Below are 16,586 nucleotides of genomic sequence, written 5' to 3'. Positions count from 1 at the left end.
CGCAGAAACTTCAAATCCACCGCACTAGCTTGCCGCACCGTCGCGGCACATTATTATGGCGCCCATGAATCCGATCCTCAAATTGACCCTCGATCTCGGCCCGCTTCTCATCTTCTTCGGAACCTATTCGCGGGCCGGCATCATGGTAGGCACGGCTGCATTCATGGTTGCGACCGTCGCGGCACTCGTCACCGGATATGCCCTGACGAGGCGGATCGCAATTCTGCCGCTTGCGACGACGGTTGTCGTTCTGGTCTTCGGCGGATTGACGCTGATCTTCGCCAATGACGTCTTCATAAAGCTCAAGCCGACGATCATCTACGGCCTGTTCGCGGCCGTCCTGTTCGGCGGACTGATATTTGGCCGCCCACTCCTCAAGCCGCTGATGGGCATGATGATCGCCCTCGACGAAGCGGCATGGCGCATCCTCACGTTGCGCTGGGGCTGGTATTTTGTTCTCTGCGCCATTCTGAATGAGATGATTTGGCGCAATTTTTCGACCGATGTTTGGGTCGACTTCAAGGTGTTCGGATTTACCGGGCTCACGATCGTGTTCGCACTCGCCCAAGTTCCCTACATGCAGCGGCACAAGCTGGCCGATCCCGCCTGATGCGCCGCAGCACTTAACGGACGTTGCCGTGCTGGCCTTCGGGGTTCGTGCGCGCGACGAAATGTTGTGCGTCCCCGACCTCGCGTGCGTGCTCGAGCGCCCAATGGACCGAGGGAAACGCAAGATCGGACCAAGGAATCCCAATCCAAGGAAAAAGCTCCACCGCCGTGCTCTCGGGACCCGGTCCGATCTCGGGCGAGACGAGACGTGCGCGATAGATGATCTGTACTTGGGAGAGGCGCGGGATGTTGTAGACCGCGAGCACGCCGTCAAGGGCGATCCTGGCGCGCGCCTCCTCGAATGCCTCTCGGATGGCGCCTTGATCGGTCGTCTCGTTGAGCTCGAGATAGCCCGCGGGCAGGGTCCAATAACCCTGACGCGGATTGATCGCGCGCTTGCACAGGAGCACGCGGTCCTGCCACCACACCACGGCACCCACGACGATTTTCGGATTCTCGTATTGTATGAAGCCGCAATCCGGGCATATCAACCGTTCGCGGTTGTCGCCGTCCGGGACGGCGAGAACCGTGGGACCCTTGGGACGCACGTCGTCCGACATCGCCCTAATCTGGACCATCCCCGGGTGCGAAACAAGCGCGCGGGTAAGCGTTGGAGACTCGCGGCGCCTCAGACGAGGAGATTTACGATGCTGCCGCGCGGAAGCGAAACCTTGCCCGCACCACCGGGTGGAATCGCTGCGGGGGCCGGTCCCTGGTTTCGCGCGGCCGATGCGAGGGTTACACCCGGTCGTGCGGCGAGTGCTGCACTGGCGGCGCGCGCAGCACCTGCTTTCGCGACCGCGAGTTGGCCTGAGGTGTGAAGCGGAATACTCGTAGGCGTCATCGACATGCGGGCCGCAGATTGCCGCCAGCGCGTTAAGAACCCATTAAAAGCCGCGTCGTCGCCGCGGTCTCAATGACGGTGGCTCACGCGCCAAATGGATTGACTGACGTCATCGGCGATCAGAAGGCTGCCGTCCTTTGCAAGCGCCAGTCCGACCGGACGACCCCAAACCTCGGCCCGGTCGGTCCCCGAAATCCAGAAACCGGTCACGAAACTCTCATAGCCGCCGACCGGTCGGCCCTCCTTGAATGGGACTCGCACGACCATGTAGCCGCGCGGATTGGCGGCGTTCCATGAACCGTGGAGGGCGACGAAGGCGTCTCCCCGATATGTCTCGGGGAACTGATTGCCGGTGTAGAACACGAGCCCCAAGGGCGCTGAATGGGTCCGAAACAGAAGATCGGGCACGATCGCCCGCTTGACGAGATCGGGCCGCTTTTCGCCATAGCCGGGTTGAGGGTGAGGGCCGATATAGGCATAAGGCCAGCCGTAAAACCCGTCGCGTACGACATGGGTGAGAAAATCGCCAGGCAGTTCGTCGCCCATGCCGTCACGTTCGTTCACGACCGCGAAAAGTTCATTCGTTCCCGGATAAAAGGCGATTCCGACGGGATTGCGGAGGCCCGAGGCGAATGTACGTTGGCCTTTCCCGCTCGTATCGAACTCCTGGATTGTCGCTCGAGGCTCAGGGTCCTCGCCGATATTGGAGAACGAGCCGACCGACACGTAGAAATGACTCCCGTCCGGGCCGAAAACGATATTCCGCGTCCAATGGCCCGAGGCGGAACCGAACGAGCCTTCCGCCGTGACGGGTTCGGGCGATGCTTCGGCCTTGGTTTGGCCGTCTCGGTAGGGGATGCGCCAGACGCGGCTCACGTCGGCGACATAAAGGTAGCCGTCGTGGAACGCCATGCCATGCGGCTCGTCGAAACCGCTCGCGAATGTAGTGACGAGCGTTGCATGCCCGGCACCCGTTTCATCGCGGAGCAAGGTGATCTTACCGACGCGGGGTTCCGCGAGGAAAACATCGCCGTTGTTCGCAACCGCGAGCCAGCGCGCGTTGCTCAATCCCGTCGCGAAGGCATTCGCCTCGAACCCCTGCGGCACCTGGGGGATTTGGTCCTCAGCACGGCGCACGATTCGCGGCGGATTGCTGACAGCGGGGGTCGCATAGGGTGCCGGCAGGTTGTCGGGCGAGACATCGTAATGCTGCCCTACTCGCTCCATCGCGAACGCAGCACTCATACCGCCAAACGCCACCGTCAAGAGCCCGACCACCGCGATGGGCCACCCTTGCATCGTCATCGTTTCCCTGCCCTCAAGCCTTGCAGCAATTCAACCTTGATTCACAACACATTATACCAAGCCCAGGAACAAAGTGCCGATCACACTCGGGTGAGCGAAGTGCCGCTGCGGCAGCCCGTGCCGCGAGGAATTGAGCAAAAGGGTCTCAACCTAAGCGTTTCTTAACCGTTTTCATCGGATTCTTCGAAAACTTTACGGACCGTGGCCGATGGGCCATCGAAATGGGTGCGACCTTGAGGGGTGCGAGACAGGCGACCTTCGAAGAGCTGCTCGACTTGGCGCGCGATAAATCGGTCGCGGCAAGGACGCTACTCGCCGAAACGGTAAGCGACCTCTTTTTCGACGAGACGAAAGTGTCGACCGAGCGCGAGCGCGCGCTCATGACCGATATCCTGCGCCAGCTCATCCACGACGTTGAAATGTCGATTCGGTGCACGCTCGCCAATCGCCTTGCCGATCAATCCGCCGCACCGCGCGAACTTGTCGTCGAACTCGCCAACGACCGGATCGAGGTGGCGCACCCGATTCTCGTGCGCAGCGACGTACTACGCGACCCCGAACTCATCGAAATCATCCGCCATCGCACGCTCGAACACCAACTCGCCATCACGATCCGCAGATCGGTCAGCGAGCCGGTGTCCGAGGCGCTGATTGAAACCACGAACGTGGACGTTATCTCGTCGCTTCTCGAGAATCCGAATGCGCAGATCTCCAAGGCGGCGCTTGATTATCTCGTCGAGGAATCGAAGCGCGTCGATCGTTATCAGAACCCGTTATTGAACAGGACCGACCTGCCGCCCGAGATCGCCAAGCGAATGTACTGGTGGGTGTCGGCCGCACTCCGCAAACATATCCTCGCGAAGTTCTCGATCGACGCCACGGAGCTCGACGAATCCCTCGAGGGTGCGATTCGATCCTTCCTCGGCGTCAACGGCCATGCGGTCGTCAATCGCCGCAGGCCGACCGAGCTTGCCGAAGCGCTTTACAAGGCGAAGGTCGTAACGCCGCAATTCCTCGTAAGGGTGCTGCGCGAAGGCGAAATTCCTCTCTTCGAAGCACTCCTCGCCAAGGTCGCCGGTCTCAGGGAGACGCTGGTGCGGCGCTTCATGTTCGAGCCGGGTGGAGAGGCGCTTGCGATCGCGTGCCGTGCCGTCAATATCGAAAAGCCGATCTTCGCAACGATCTTCCTGCTGAGCCGCAAGGCGCGGCCCGGCGAGCAGGTCGTCGCACCCACCGAACTCAAGGACGTCCTCGAGTTTTACGACCGTCTCGACTTCACGGCCGCCAAGAACATGGTCCACCGCTGGCAGCGCGATCCGGCTTATCTCGACGCGATCAGGCGGCTGGACACACCGCTCCGCCGCACCGCATCGACACACTAGCGCCGAATTGCGGCCTCGAGTGCTGCGACGCCCGGGAGTTTTTTGCCCTCGAGCCATTCGAGAAAAGCACCTCCGGCGGTCGAGACGTAGCTGAAGTCATCGATCACGCCGGCATGGGCGAGGGCGGCGGCCGTATCCCCGCCACCCGCGACCGTAAGAAGTTCGCCCGACCTGGTCAGTGCCGCCGCCCCGCGTGCGACGCGATTTGTCGCGGCATCGAATGGCGGCACCTCGAACGCACCGAGGGGGCCGTTCCAGACCAGCGTGCGAAAGCCTTCAAGCTGCTTTTCAAGCGCCTCAGCCGTCTCGGGCCCGATATCGAGAATCATCTCATCCTCGGGCACCTTCGCGATATCGACAACGCGACTGCGCGCACCGGGTGCGAGTTTTTCGGCGACGACGGCGTCCAAGGGCAGCAAGATCGAAGTCTTACGGCGCGCCGCGGAATCGAGGATCCGGCGCGCGGTTCCAACGAGATCCCGCTCGCACAGCGACTTGCCGACAGCGATACCCTGTGCGGCGAGGAACGTATTCGCCATTGCGCCGCCGATGATAAGCGCGTCGACCTTTTGCACGAGGTTGCCGAGGAGGTCGAGCTTGCTCGACACCTTGGCGCCGCCGACGAGGGCTGCGAGCGGCCGTGCGGGCCGTTCGAGGGCGCGGTCGAGGGCGTCGAGTTCCGCCTGCATGAGTCGTCCCGCGGCCGCCGGCAGAATGCGCGCCAGCGCCTCGACCGAGGCGTGTGCGCGATGGGCGCAGGAAAACGCGTCGTCGACATAGATATCGCCGAGTGCCGCGAGCTTCTCGGCGAATGCCCGGTCGTTCGTTTCTTCCCCGGGGTCGAAACGCAGATTTTCGAGAAGGGCGACTTCGCCGGGCTGAAGCCTTGCGATGGCGGTCTTTGCCTCGGGACCCACGCAATCGTGGGCGAAACGCACGTTTCGCCCACCGAGCGAGCGGCTCAATGCCGGGGCAAGCGGTCCGAGCGAGAATTGCGCCGAGGGCTTGCCCTCGGGACGACCGAAATGGGAGAGGACGATGACGCGCGCACCCTTTTGCGCGAGTTCGTCAAGGGTCGGCGCGAGGCGCTCGAGACGCGTGGCGTCCGTCACCTGACCGTCCTTCATCGGGACATTGAGGTCGGCGCGCACGAGGACCCTTTTGCCGCGCACGTCGAAATCGTCGAGAGTCCGGAACGCCACCATCGTCACTCCATTCGCCGATCTTGTTCGTCCCCGGTCTTGCTAATCCTTTGCCGTGGCGACTTTTTTAGCGGGGCCTGCGAAGTGCTGCAAGGGCTCGACTTTCGCTCGGACCCCGGGTACGCGTAGCAATGATTTTCGCCCCCTGCGGACAGTCCCGCGAGGGCTGCGCAAGAGAGGAGCAGGCTCATGGGATATTCATTCGCCGCAATCACGGGTGCGACGAGCGGCATCGGTGCGGCGTTTGCGCGACTGTTGCCGCGCGAGACGGGGCTGTTATTGAGCGGGCGGAATGCGGCGAGCCTCGATGAGTTGCGTTCGATTCTCGCGAATGGACGTCGTTCGGTCGAAACGGTCGCCGCCGATCTTGCGACGGCCGAAGGCCGCGAGCGGTTCATCGCCGCAACGCGCGACCTGCCGATCGATCTTTTCGTCAACAATGCCGGCCTTGGGCGGCTCGGTCCGATTGCCGACAACCCTCCCGAGGACGAGCGTGAGATGGTGGAAGTCAACGTCGTCGCCGTCGTGGTGCTCACTCGCGCGCTCCTTCCCGGGATGCTCGCGCGGGCCAACGCGAGCGGACGTCGCGCAGGGTTGATCATCACGGCGAGCACGGCGGCATTCCAGCCGCTGCCCTACCTCGCAACCTATGGCGCAACCAAGGCCTTCGACCTTCTTTACGCGGAGGCGCTCGCCGGCGAGCTTTCCGCGCGCCCAATCGACGTCCTGGCCCTTTGCCCCGGCGGAACCGACACCCAATTCTTCGCGCGCGCCGGCATGGTGGGCAGCGCCTACGGTCGCATGGCGACACCGGAGCGCGTAGCGCGCGAGGGGCTTGGGGCGCTCGGGCGAAAGCGGGTGCACGTGGTGGGCGGGTTCAATAAATTGGGCACATTCCTCGTGCGGTTCGCACCCCGCCGGCTCGTCACCGACATCGCTGCGCGCGTAATGGCACGGACCATTCCTGCCTGATGCACCAGGATGCCGCCTTACCCGTAAACCGAGCCCAAGCTTTTCACGCAATGCTCGATCCACCGCCGCGTCAGTTTCTCCTGCACACTATTTTGGCCCAGGCGCTCGTGAAGTGCGACCAGGTCGACGTCGTCGATGGAGAGGTTTTGATCGGCGCACGCAAAGAGGATCCGCGTTTCCCCACTCACGGGATCGCGCACGGGCTGAAGGCAACGCGCGCAAATCTCTTTCATCATGCACTGCATCGGTGCCGCGACACCGGCGACGAAGCTCGGGCCGGGGCCAAGCAAGGACGAAAGCACACCCTTCCTTTCCGCGGCGAGCGATGCCATAAGCCCGTCCGGCCCGAAGGCGAACGTGCGCGCGACGGTCCCGAGTGGTAACGCCACATCGCCCAAGGCGCCGGTGCCATAGGCTGCGATCGCGGCCGCGATGTCGCCCACGAAGCTTTTGTCATGGGGTCGGCTGGGTGCTATCGCCGGCCCGCGCCCCACGACCCAGACGACGCATTCCGCGAGGTCCGCGATCTCCGCCTCGTAAAACCGCTCGTCGCCACGACCGTAGCCCGCAAAAACGAGGAGGCGATTTCCGCGTTCCTTGCAGGCGCGCGCAAGCGGCATAAGCGCTGCGACGCCATAGCCTTCGCCCGCGAGGAGCACTGCACTTCCCGTCGGCAAATCGACCGCCGTGCCGTTCGGACCCATGAGGGACACGGCCTCGCCAGGGCTGAGGAGAGCGGCTAGCCGCGACGACCCGCCCTGATCGGGAAGTGCGAGACGCACGATGCCACTCTCGCGCTCGACGCGGCTCGGCAACGCCGCCACCCCCTCCATGGCGAGCCGCGTGCCATCGGTCGACCGCGCGAGTGTCTCGAAATTCTGAAGACGGAAGAATTGACCCGGCCGCCACGCCTCGGCCGCGGCCGGTGCGCGCAACGTGATTTCGCGGACATGAGCGCTTAACTGCTCGATCTTCTCGACGCGCGCCTCGAGGGTTGCGGCAAGTTGCGCGAACAAGGCCTCATCCGATTGCGTCGAGGGTGGGCGCTTGTCGAGCAGCCGGCCGATCAATGGGTAGGCGCGCTTGGCGCCCGCCATCGCCTTGACGACATTCCCCGCGAAGGAGGGATGGAGGTCGCCGTGAGCGCTGATAGCGCGGCCGTCCGCGTCGATATGGACGAGCACATGGGCCTCCTGCGGTTTGGAGACGCGCTCGGGTGTCACCTGATTCCCGTGTTCGTCGAAGGCTTGAAAATAGCGGCCATCGAGCTTGAAGTGCGCCGGGTCCTCGCGGGCGAGCACGGTATTCGGCTGCGTGCCCGCGGCGACGAGAATGCTTTTCGCCGGTAGGTTTACGATTTCCCCCGTCTCGGCGAGCTTGCCGTCTGCACCCGCCGCCATGCGCTTCATCCGAATCGCGCATGCGTGGCCGAATTCGTCGATCTCGATTGCATCGGGAACGACGCATTCGACGAAACGAACGCCTTCGTCAAGGGCGAATTCGACCTCTTCGTGGTTGAGCGTGTAGCTCGGCGAATCGATAAGGCGTCGACGGTAGGCAATCGTCACTCCGCCCCATTCGTCGACCAGCTCGCGAATGCGCGGGGGCCGACCCTCCCGTGCGGCGACCTCGCGCTCGGCTCGGATCGCACGCGCGTGGGAAATGAATTCTTGGGCGATCGAGGATTCTTCCTCGCTCCATGTCGTGCTAAGGGCCGACTCCCCGTGCATGGCCACGAGCGATTCATACCGGGAGAGGAACTTCTCGACCTGGACCGGATAATAGGCAAGCGATTCCGTCGCGGTGTCGCCGGCCGTCAAACCGCCGCCGATCACCACCACGGGCAGGCGGATTTGCAGGTCCGTGACCGACGCCTTCTTGCCGCCGCCGCCGAGCTGGATCGCCATGAGAAAGTCATTCGCGATGCGCACACCCCTGGCGAGCCCGTTCGGCACGTCGAGGATTGTAGGCCGACCAGCGCCGACGCAGAGGGCTATGTGATCGAAGCCAAGCGCCCACGCGCGGTCGACATCGAGTGAGCCGCCGAAGCGCACGGCGCCGAACATGCGGAATGTCGCGCGCCGCTCGAGGAGGAGTCGGATCGCCTTCAAGTAGTTTTTGTCCCAGCGCACGGTGATGCCGTATTCGGAGAGCCCGCCGAAACCGGCCATGATGCGTTCGTCGAGCCGCTCGTGTAGGGCCGCGAAAGACTTGACGGGCGCGAAGGTAGCACGCATTCCGCCAGGTGCCACCCCGGTGAGCGATGGTTCGAGCGGTTCGATCTTGAGACCATCGACGCCGACGACCGTATGGCCCTCATTCAGAAGATGATGGGCAAGATTGAACCCCGCGGGGCCGAGGCCGACGACGAGCACCTTCTTGCCCGTTGCTGCTCTCGGTACGGGCCGGCGCAGGTCGAGCGGATTCCATCGGCCGAGCAGGCCATAGATCTCGAGGCCCCACGGAAGATCGATCACGTCCTTCAGGATCCGGCTCTCGCTGCGCGGAATGTTCACGGGATCCTGTTTCTGATAGACGCACGCCTTCATGCAATCGTTGCACACGCGGTGGCCCGTGGCCGCACAGAGCGGATTGTCGACGCATATGACGGCGAGAGCGCCGAGCGGATGACCCGATGCCTTGAGCGCGTGCATCTCCGAAATCTTTTCCTCGAGCGGACAACCGGCAAGCGTGACCCCGAAGACGCTTCGCCGAAATCCGCCGCCCTGTTTTTCCTTGAGGCCCTTCGAGCAGGAGTCCTTGTTCTGGCTGTGGCACCAGATGCAGTAATTCGCATCGTCGAGGCCAAGCGTGAGATCGGCCCCCGGGTCGGTGAGATCGAACCCCTCGCGGCGCCGGGCGTGGCGAAGATCGGCGCGCATCACCTCATACCCGTCGACCTTTTCCGTCTCGACGGGAACGAGGCGATAGGGGTCGAGCTTTTTCGGAATCTTGAAGAGGACACCTGTGCGATGACGCTCCCGGCCTTCATGCGAAAAGACCGCCCATGAGGCATAACGGCGCGCGAGTTCGAGTGCCGCAGCACTCGCGGACTCCGCCTCGCGCCATTCCATGACGCGGCTTGCGAAAGCAAGCTCGTCCCAGCCTTCGCCAAGTTGAGCGTTGAGGGCCACGCGCAACGCGTTGCCGTCGAACCCGATTGCCTCGCCCTCGGGATGGGCGCGCGTCGCCTCGCGTTGGACGAAGAGACGCTTGCAGGTGTAAAGCGGCGCCAAGCGCTCGTGCTCGGCCTCGAGGGATGCAAGCGCGGTTTCGATCCCGAAGAGCTCGGCGATGAAATCCTCGAGATGGGGGGCGAGTGCGATGCAGAAATCGCCCTCGTCCTTGGCCGTGAGGGCGTCCGGATCGACCCGCCCCGCCATGAGGCGATTGAAGAGTGCCGGGTCATTTTCCTTGAGCCGGGCGCAAAAAAGCGAATCGAGGCGAAGGCACCCCTCTCGCGTATAAAGCTCCGCAAACGACAGTCCGTGCGCCAGTGCGAGATCGCTCACCGATTCCTCCACGCGGCCTCGACGCCGGCCTTTTCCCGGCTTTTCCGATGCCCTGTTCGATGTAAGAAGGCCGGTGGCCTGGAATCAAGCGCAATCGTAAGTGCGCGCGCGACCGACGACGTCTTGTGCAGAGTCCCAAGTTTCGATGGCCGGGTAGGCTGGACCCCGGATCGGCGCACGGGAGCGAGAAAAAGGCCGGCGTCCTTTCGGATGCCGGCCCGAGTATCTTTTTGTTATCGCGTGCGATGCGACGCTATCGGACCCGGTTCTCCTCACCCCGTTTTTTGGGGGAAGGGTGAGAAGGTTTCCGAACGTCAAGTCACCTCATCGCGTTCATGCTTTTTTTCACGTCATGCGATTTCAAGATGCCCCCAGCTTAGAACACGTACTGGGCGCTGACCTGAATCCGGTTCGCCTCGCCGTAGCTGCCGCCCGGAATGCCTGCACCGGACGCCAAATTGCGGCGCGTGACCGAGCCGAAGAGATATTCGACGCCGAGGTTCACCGACTTGACCGGGCTCCAGATCAGGTTCGCGTGGATCGACGTGACTTGCGTGATTTGGCTGCCCGATGTGGTGACCGGAACATTGAGGCCGAGCCAATCCTGCTCGTCGATGCCGAACGCGACGTTGCTGCGTACCTGATCGGTCCAGTTGTGGAGCAACCAGACGTAGCCGCCATACTGGGTCTGGGTGTGGATCGTCTCGCTCAAAGTGCCGCCCGGGCCGACATTGATGAAGTTGATGGCGTCGCCTTGGCGTGACGAGGTGTCGATGTAGCGATCGATGCCTTGGCCGATATAGCCCTGGAACCCGACCTGATCCTTACCGAAGGCGCCGCCAATGAGCTGACCGACGTTGTAAGTCGTGCCGAGGAGGGCGCCGCCGCCGATCGCATCCGCGGTATGGCTTGTAGTCGGACCGATAGAGTTGGTCGGGTCGCCGCCGTCATCGGTCGCCAAGTAGCGGACGACGCCAGAAAGCTGCACGTGGCCCCAACTGTCGTTGTAGTGGACCGAACCCGTGATGTCGGGTGCCCGGTCGACGACGTTGTTTGCACCGACTCGAGGTGCGCCGGAGCCGACGCTGACCGGCGAGCCTGGGGTGAATGTGCCACCTTCGACTTGCGCGACCTGACCGGCAGGGTTTTCGAGAGCGCCCACGAACTTCCAGTTGCCGACCGGCAAGGTGTAGCGAAACTGCGGCTGACGGGCCACGATTTCGCCCGCGGGACCTTCGAAGTCGAGGGTTTCCGGCGCGTCTTCGACGTCGGTGAAGTTCGACCAGGTCTGGCCGGCCAGGAAGTTGCCGAGGGTGCCGTAGGCGTGGCGGATGCGGAAGTTCGACGTATTGTTGCCGCCCTGGCTGCCCGGCGAGGTGCCGAAGAAGTCACCCTGGATATAGGTCCCGACCTGCCCGTAGTTCGTGGGCGTGCGGGTCTCCAGTGTGATGCGCGATTGACGGGCGGTGATGTGGAGCTGAGGGCCCGTGTTCGAGAGCGCGTTGTGATTTCCGGGAATCGTGGACTGGACGAACGAGTCGCCGATCCTGCCGTTGAAGTCGTACTGGGCGTCCACCTTCGTGTAGCCGTGGATCGCGATCGACGTGTCCGAGCCCGGGAGTTTGAACGAGCCGGGGAAGTCGCCGCCCACGACCGCGTCAGCCGGAGCCGTGGCGGCTGCGGGTTCGGTCTTCGCGTCGGCGACCGCCGATTGCTTCTCGAGCTGGTCGAGGCGCGACTGGAGCTGGTCGATCTGCGACTTCAGGTCTTGCTGCTCGTCGGCGAAGGCCGGCCCGGTCGCGAGGGCGAGGATCGCGCCTGAGCCAAGCAGCGCCGCCCTGAGTTTCGTGTTTGTGGTCATGAAGTCTCCTCTCTTGGTTCACGTTCCAAGAACAAACCCGCCCCCGATTCGGGTGAGGCCGTTGACTTGGCGGCCGCCCCCACGAAACGCCTGCGGATCGGCAACCAAGCCATCCAAGTCTGTCAGGAGGTTCCGGCGCGGGACTCAGCCAAAAAGATTTCTGGCCGAATCCCATGTATTCGGTCAATTAAATCCAAGAATATATTTCGCGAAAGTTGTTAATCGTTGTGACATGGCAACAAATAAAATTACTCTTATATACAAAAATCATAATGATGTAGAAATATTACTGATTTTCACAAAAAAGATATTTGATATGACGCGAAAGTGATATATTCACGACTTAGCCTAACCATCGACGAGGCGCCGGGCGGCATTTGGCAAGAGAGTCAAGCGATAGCACTTGTAGTTCGCCGAATTCGGGAATAACTCGGTCGGGATACGAGTTGGGCGGGAATGGGGGGAATGTCGTCGGCCAGAGCGCGCTCGAGACGCGGGCCGGTCAATGCGGCTTCGGGGGATTTTGGGGGAAAAAGCGCAGCTATTGCGCGAGACAAGACGAATGGGAGGTTACCCCTTGCAGGCCGATACGCGGGACGGGCGCCCCGCACCCCAACCCATCACGGCGATGTCGCCGGAGCAACGCGCCGAGGCGGTCGTGCGCTCGATCTACGAACGAAGTGCCAGCGAGGAGTCGCGTGTCCGTGCCGCCCTCGCCGTGGCAATCTCCTCCGCAATCATCGAGGAGCGGCGGAACTGTGCGCGGCTTCTGGACGCGATCAAGGACGAATACATCGACTGGTGTTCGGTCAATCGCGTCTCCACCTCGGACCAGATGCAAGTCGCCAACATGCTCAGCCGTGCTGCCGCTTCCGTGCGCGATGAGGCAAGGCGCCTCGCGCTGCGGGATCGCGACAAGGCGATCACGGACTAGTGTGGCGAATCCGAAATTCGCCACATCTGGGTGCGGGACCGGGAGCGATTTTCGGATTCAAAGCATAGTCGTGCGTTGTGTCCGACAAATAATTCTGGACTTCTCCAATCGTCATGCCCGCCCCCGGACTTCGATCCGGGGGTCAGACCCGGGCATCCACGTACTTCTGCCCAATCGGTGAAAGACGTGGATGGCCGGGTCTCGGCCTTCGGCCGGCCCGGCCATGACGTTAACGAGAACGAACCATCAGACTCAGCGCGCTCACAAGAGGTTGTCTCTCGCGTGGTATTCGGATTTGAAGTTCCTAAACGCTGATGCCGCCAAAATGACGGGAACTTCAAATCCACCACACGAGCGCGCCTCACACCCGTTTCGGACAATACCTTCCGCAAGCGAATCCCATACGGAATCGCCTTACGATCCCCACAAAGCACCTGCGTTTCCGAACAATCGGCACCAGGACGAAACGCCTGCTTCGATCTGTATCCAGGTCGAATTGGGAATCGGCGCGCCGTAGGGCAGCGCGCTATTGACCACCAGTGCCGCAGCGAGCGCTGCGATGGTGATGCGACGAAGCACTTCCGATTCGTTCTCGGCCATTCGGCACCCTCCCCTGATGGGCGGATCTGCCGATAATGCGATAGCACTAAAATCGTGCCCGACCGTGTGAGTGGCTTCACAGCAAGGCGAGCGCACGCGACCTTTTGTTCACGATCGACACCCCATTGGGACCGCGGCGATTTTCCCAGATGCGGTTTTCCCAAGATCAATTTACATTGATTAGCCTTCATAGATGTGCGGGCTACCGCGCCGGGGAAGGGAAGCTGCGCGTCTCGCGAGGGTGCCCTATGAGCGATATGCAGTTCACGGCCCTTCGAGCTATCATGGTCCAGGAAATCCTGGCTCACGCGCAATTCGCTCGCGAACAGATCGGCAAGGACCAGCTCGACCGCGCGGTGATCGACGCGCTCGGACGCGTGCCGCGGCACGATTTCGTGCCCGCCCAGCTTCGTGAGTACGCCTACGCGGACTCGCCCCTCCCGATCGGCTACGGGAAGACGATCTCCCAACCCTTCATTGTCGCACTCATGACCGATCTCCTCGAGATGCGGCCGAGCGACAGGGTACTCGAGGTCGGAACGGGCCTCGGCTACCAGGCGGCGATCCTTGCAGAGCTTGCAGCGCAGATCTTCACGGTCGAGATCGTCGAAGAACTGTTCGAGGAAGCGAGTGCCCGCTTAAAACGCCTCGGCTACAAGAACGTCGAGCTAAAGCGCGGCGACGGACACTACGGCTGGCCCGAGCATGGCCCCTTTGACAAGATCATCGTGACCGCAGCACCGGAGCTGGTGCCCCCACCGCTCCTGGTCCAGCTCAAGTCCGGCGGCCGCATGGTCATTCCCGCTGGCATCTCCGACGCCCAGCAGCTCATGCTCGTCACCAAGGACGAATCGGGGCGGACAAGCATCCGGGAAATCCTGCCAGTGCGCTTCTCCGTCTTCGAGCTTGGCGAGCGCGAGGCGTAACGCGTTCTCGTCAAGCAGTTGCATTCCGCGTGGCAAGAAATCCCACCCGGCCGTCCGCGACCACCTTGTCGAGCAGCTTGGCGCACGCATAGACCGCGTCGAAACGCGGCGTGGGCGTTCCGGTGAGCCGGCCAAGCTCGACGAGCACGCCGGCGAGCGCTTCGATTTCGAGCGCCTTGCCGGCCTCGACATCCTGCAGCATCGAAGGCTTGTGGCCGGCGACTTTCGCCACGATGGCGATCCGCTCCTCGGCCGTCTGGCGGAATCGGACGCCGAGCTTTGCGGCAACCGCACGCGCTTCGCCCATCATGGCGATCAGAAGCTCGCGCGCTTGCGCGTCGGATGCGATCCGGTCGATCGTTGCGTGGGTGAGGGCGCCAATCGGGTTGAAGCACGCATTGGCCCACACCTTGAACCAGATCTCACCGCGGATGTCGTCGAGGACGGGGGATTCGAAGCCCGCGCGAACCAATTCCGCGGCAAGGGCTGCAGCCCTCGAAGTGTGTTTGCCGTCGAGTTCGCCCACGGGCAAGCGAGCGCCGCCGCCGTGGCGCACGCGACCAGGCCCCAAGACCTCCCCGGCGAAATAGGCGACGGCCCCGACGACCCGTTCGGGCTCGATCGTGGCACCGATTGCGCCGCCGGGATCGAGCGCTGCGAGGCAATATCCCTCGAAGCGGCCGCCATGGCGCTGGAAGTACCACCAGGGAATGCCGTTCTGAAGCGTCAAGACCATCGTCTTCGGCCCGAACAATGCGCGGATCGCGGGACAGACGCCGGCAATCTGGTGCGCCTTGAGCGCAAGAATGACCGCGTCCTGGGGACCCGCCTCGGCGCAAACGGACACGGCGCGCAAATTTCGCACGACATGGGCAGCGCCCGAGGGATCGACGAGGGTGAGGCCCGTTTGTGCAATCGCGTCCCGGTGCGCCGGATTTCGTACGACGGCGGTCACTTCCGCACCCGCTCTGGCAAGCCTGCCGGCCAGCACCCCGCCTATCGCACCGGCCCCGATCACGCAAAACCGCATCGACACTCCCTTCACGTCGCGGTACTCATCGCCCGCGAAGCACCCATAAGTGCTTATCGCAAACCCGCGTCAACGCGGCGAGCGCCGACCGCGGAGCGCGGATGCCCAAGATATCGTGCGGACGCGCGAAATCCCATTGGCCCGGTGGAGCGCCTTTGGCTATGCTGCGGCCGAAATCCTTGCAGTGCCTGGATTGCGAGAGATAGGGCGTGTGTCGGACTGCGCACCCGCACATCCCACGGGGGAGAAGACGCGCCCGCGCGAATGAGAGCGAGAGGAGTTGCATGACCGTCATCGATATCCACACCCATATGTTGAGCCAATCCTGGTTCGAGCTTTTGAAGAACAAGGGCGCGCCGCGCTTCGAGGTGAAACGCAGCAAGGATTATCCGGCCCCCCTCGGCATCTACTCCGACGGCGCACCCTTCATGACGCCGCAGCCCGGCCATTTCGACTACAAGCTTCGCCTCGCCCAGATGGATGAGGCGCGCGTCGATCTGGCCGTCGTCTCTCTCACAGCACCCAACTGCTATTGGGGCAATGCGGAGACGAGCCTCGAGGCGGCCCGGCTCGTCAATGACGACATGGCCGAAGCCCAGCGCACCTACCCGAGCCGAATTCGCTGGCTTGCGTCGCTGCCGTGGGAGCACCCGACACTGGCGGTCGCCGAATTGGATCGCGCATGCAAGAAGGGTGCTGTTGGCGTCATGGTGTTGGCCAATGTCGCCGACCGCTCGCTGACCGAGCCGCACTTCGAGCCGATTTGGCAGGAGATCGACAAGCGGGGCCTCCCCGTCCTCGTGCACCCGACGGCCCCGCCCGGGGTCAAGCATCTTGACATGCGCAGCTACAATCTCGTCGCCCAGATCGGCTTCATGTTCGATACCTCCCTCGCCGTCGCGCGCATGATCTATGACGGCTTTCTCGATCGCTATCCCGCGATCAAGATCATCGCCTCCCACGGCGGTGCCGCCCTTCCCTACCTCGCTGGCCGCATGGATATCTGCTTCGACAACATGGTCGCCGTGCGCGAGAAGATTGCCGCGCCGCCGCGCGAGTACCTGAGCCGCATCTATTACGATTCGGTCGTCTACCGCCAGGACGCGCTCGAGATGTGCGTGAATGTGGGCGGGGAGGACAAGGTGATGTACGGCTCGGACTGGCCGCACAACATCGGCGACATGAAGGGCTGCCTCGGCCGCGTCAATTCATTGCCGGTGCGTGCGCGCAGGGCGGTCAGCAGCGCAAACGCCGAACGCATTTTCAAGCTCTGAGGTGGGATCGGGAAGACCGTATCGTCCCCCATGCCGACGATGGGGACGCAACCATGCCACTCACGCGATCTTCCGCGGCGCTATTCCCGCCTTCTCATCGACCATGACCTTGTCGAGTAGCTTGGTGCAGGCATA

At 62.9% G+C, this 16,586-nt stretch carries 14 protein-coding genes; 6 read left to right on the top strand and 8 right to left on the bottom strand.

The features are described from left to right. Positions 1–64: 64 nt before the first annotated feature. Positions 65–610, top strand: a complete 546-nt coding sequence (locus tag VEJ16_16910) for a septation protein A (protein ID HYB11345.1) — start codon at positions 65–67, stop codon at positions 608–610. 13 nt (positions 611–623) lie between these two features. Here VEJ16_16910 and VEJ16_16905 read toward each other — a convergent pair whose 3' ends face one another. The 3 genes from VEJ16_16905 to VEJ16_16895 all read right to left on the bottom strand — a co-directional run bounded on the left by VEJ16_16905 (position 624) and on the right by VEJ16_16895 (position 2,752). Continuing rightward, positions 624–1,169, bottom strand: coding sequence for an NUDIX hydrolase (locus tag VEJ16_16905; protein ID HYB11344.1), 546 nt, complete (start codon positions 1,167–1,169; stop codon positions 624–626). A gap of 68 nt (positions 1,170–1,237) precedes the next feature. Beyond that, a complete protein-coding gene (locus tag VEJ16_16900) occupies positions 1,238–1,459 on the bottom strand; it encodes a hypothetical protein (GenBank protein ID HYB11343.1) in 222 nt (73 codons plus the stop codon). A gap of 63 nt (positions 1,460–1,522) precedes the next feature. Beyond that, complete coding sequence (locus tag VEJ16_16895) at positions 1,523–2,752, bottom strand: PQQ-dependent sugar dehydrogenase (protein ID HYB11342.1); 1,230 nt, start codon at positions 2,750–2,752, stop codon at positions 1,523–1,525. Between the two features lie 227 nt (positions 2,753–2,979). Here VEJ16_16895 and VEJ16_16890 point away from each other — a divergent pair, with 227 nt between their 5' ends. Then, entirely contained in the window at positions 2,980–4,140 is a 1,161-nt protein-coding gene (locus tag VEJ16_16890) for a DUF2336 domain-containing protein (GenBank protein HYB11341.1), read from the top strand. Here VEJ16_16890 and VEJ16_16885 read toward each other — a convergent pair. After that, positions 4,137–5,345, bottom strand: a complete 1,209-nt coding sequence (locus VEJ16_16885; GenBank protein HYB11340.1) for a phosphoglycerate kinase — start codon at positions 5,343–5,345, stop codon at positions 4,137–4,139. The genes VEJ16_16890 and VEJ16_16885 overlap by 4 nt on opposite strands. Positions 5,346–5,531: 186 nt before the next feature. On the opposite strand from VEJ16_16885, the gene VEJ16_16880 reads away from it, so the two are divergent. Then, positions 5,532–6,314: an SDR family NAD(P)-dependent oxidoreductase gene (locus VEJ16_16880; protein HYB11339.1), complete on the top strand. Its 783-nt coding sequence runs from the start codon at positions 5,532–5,534 to the stop codon at positions 6,312–6,314. A 17-nt stretch (positions 6,315–6,331) separates the two neighbouring features. Here the strand turns inward: VEJ16_16880 and VEJ16_16875 are convergent, their stop codons facing one another. Together VEJ16_16875 and VEJ16_16870 are read right to left on the bottom strand one after the other, a co-directional pair. Then, the gene (locus VEJ16_16875) at positions 6,332–9,826 is read right to left on the bottom strand and encodes an FAD-dependent oxidoreductase (protein HYB11338.1); all 3,495 of its coding nucleotides are present in this window, start codon (positions 9,824–9,826) and stop codon (positions 6,332–6,334) included. Positions 9,827–10,202: 376 nt separating this feature from the next. Then, positions 10,203–11,687: a DcaP family trimeric outer membrane transporter gene (locus VEJ16_16870; GenBank protein HYB11337.1), complete on the bottom strand. Its 1,485-nt coding sequence runs from the start codon at positions 11,685–11,687 to the stop codon at positions 10,203–10,205. A gap of 562 nt (positions 11,688–12,249) precedes the next feature. Here VEJ16_16870 and VEJ16_16865 point away from each other — a divergent pair. Next, a complete protein-coding gene (locus tag VEJ16_16865) occupies positions 12,250–12,621 on the top strand; it encodes a hypothetical protein (GenBank protein ID HYB11336.1) in 372 nt (123 codons plus the stop codon). A 414-nt stretch (positions 12,622–13,035) separates the two neighbouring features. Here the strand turns inward: VEJ16_16865 and VEJ16_16860 are convergent, their stop codons facing one another. Further along, on the bottom strand, positions 13,036–13,221 hold the full coding sequence (locus VEJ16_16860) for a hypothetical protein (GenBank protein ID HYB11335.1): 186 nt from the start codon (positions 13,219–13,221) through the stop codon (positions 13,036–13,038). Between the two features lie 248 nt (positions 13,222–13,469). On the opposite strand from VEJ16_16860, the gene VEJ16_16855 reads away from it, so the two are divergent. Next, positions 13,470–14,147, top strand: a complete 678-nt coding sequence (locus VEJ16_16855) for a protein-L-isoaspartate(D-aspartate) O-methyltransferase (protein HYB11334.1) — start codon at positions 13,470–13,472, stop codon at positions 14,145–14,147. Between the two features lie 10 nt (positions 14,148–14,157). Here VEJ16_16855 and VEJ16_16850 read toward each other — a convergent pair whose 3' ends face one another. Next, complete coding sequence (locus tag VEJ16_16850; protein HYB11333.1) at positions 14,158–15,177, bottom strand: 2-dehydropantoate 2-reductase; 1,020 nt, start codon at positions 15,175–15,177, stop codon at positions 14,158–14,160. Positions 15,178–15,461: 284 nt separating this feature from the next. Here VEJ16_16850 and VEJ16_16845 point away from each other — a divergent pair, with 284 nt between their 5' ends. Then, the gene (locus VEJ16_16845; protein HYB11332.1) at positions 15,462–16,451 is read left to right on the top strand and encodes an amidohydrolase family protein; all 990 of its coding nucleotides are present in this window, start codon (positions 15,462–15,464) and stop codon (positions 16,449–16,451) included. Positions 16,452–16,586: the final 135 nt, after the last annotated feature.

It is taken from the genome of Alphaproteobacteria bacterium (genome assembly GCA_035625915.1).
Lineage (GTDB): Bacteria > Pseudomonadota > Alphaproteobacteria > JACZXZ01 > JACZXZ01 > DATDHA01.
Note: the sequence above shows the minus strand (reverse complement) of the source record. Positions and strands in the feature narration are given on the sequence as shown.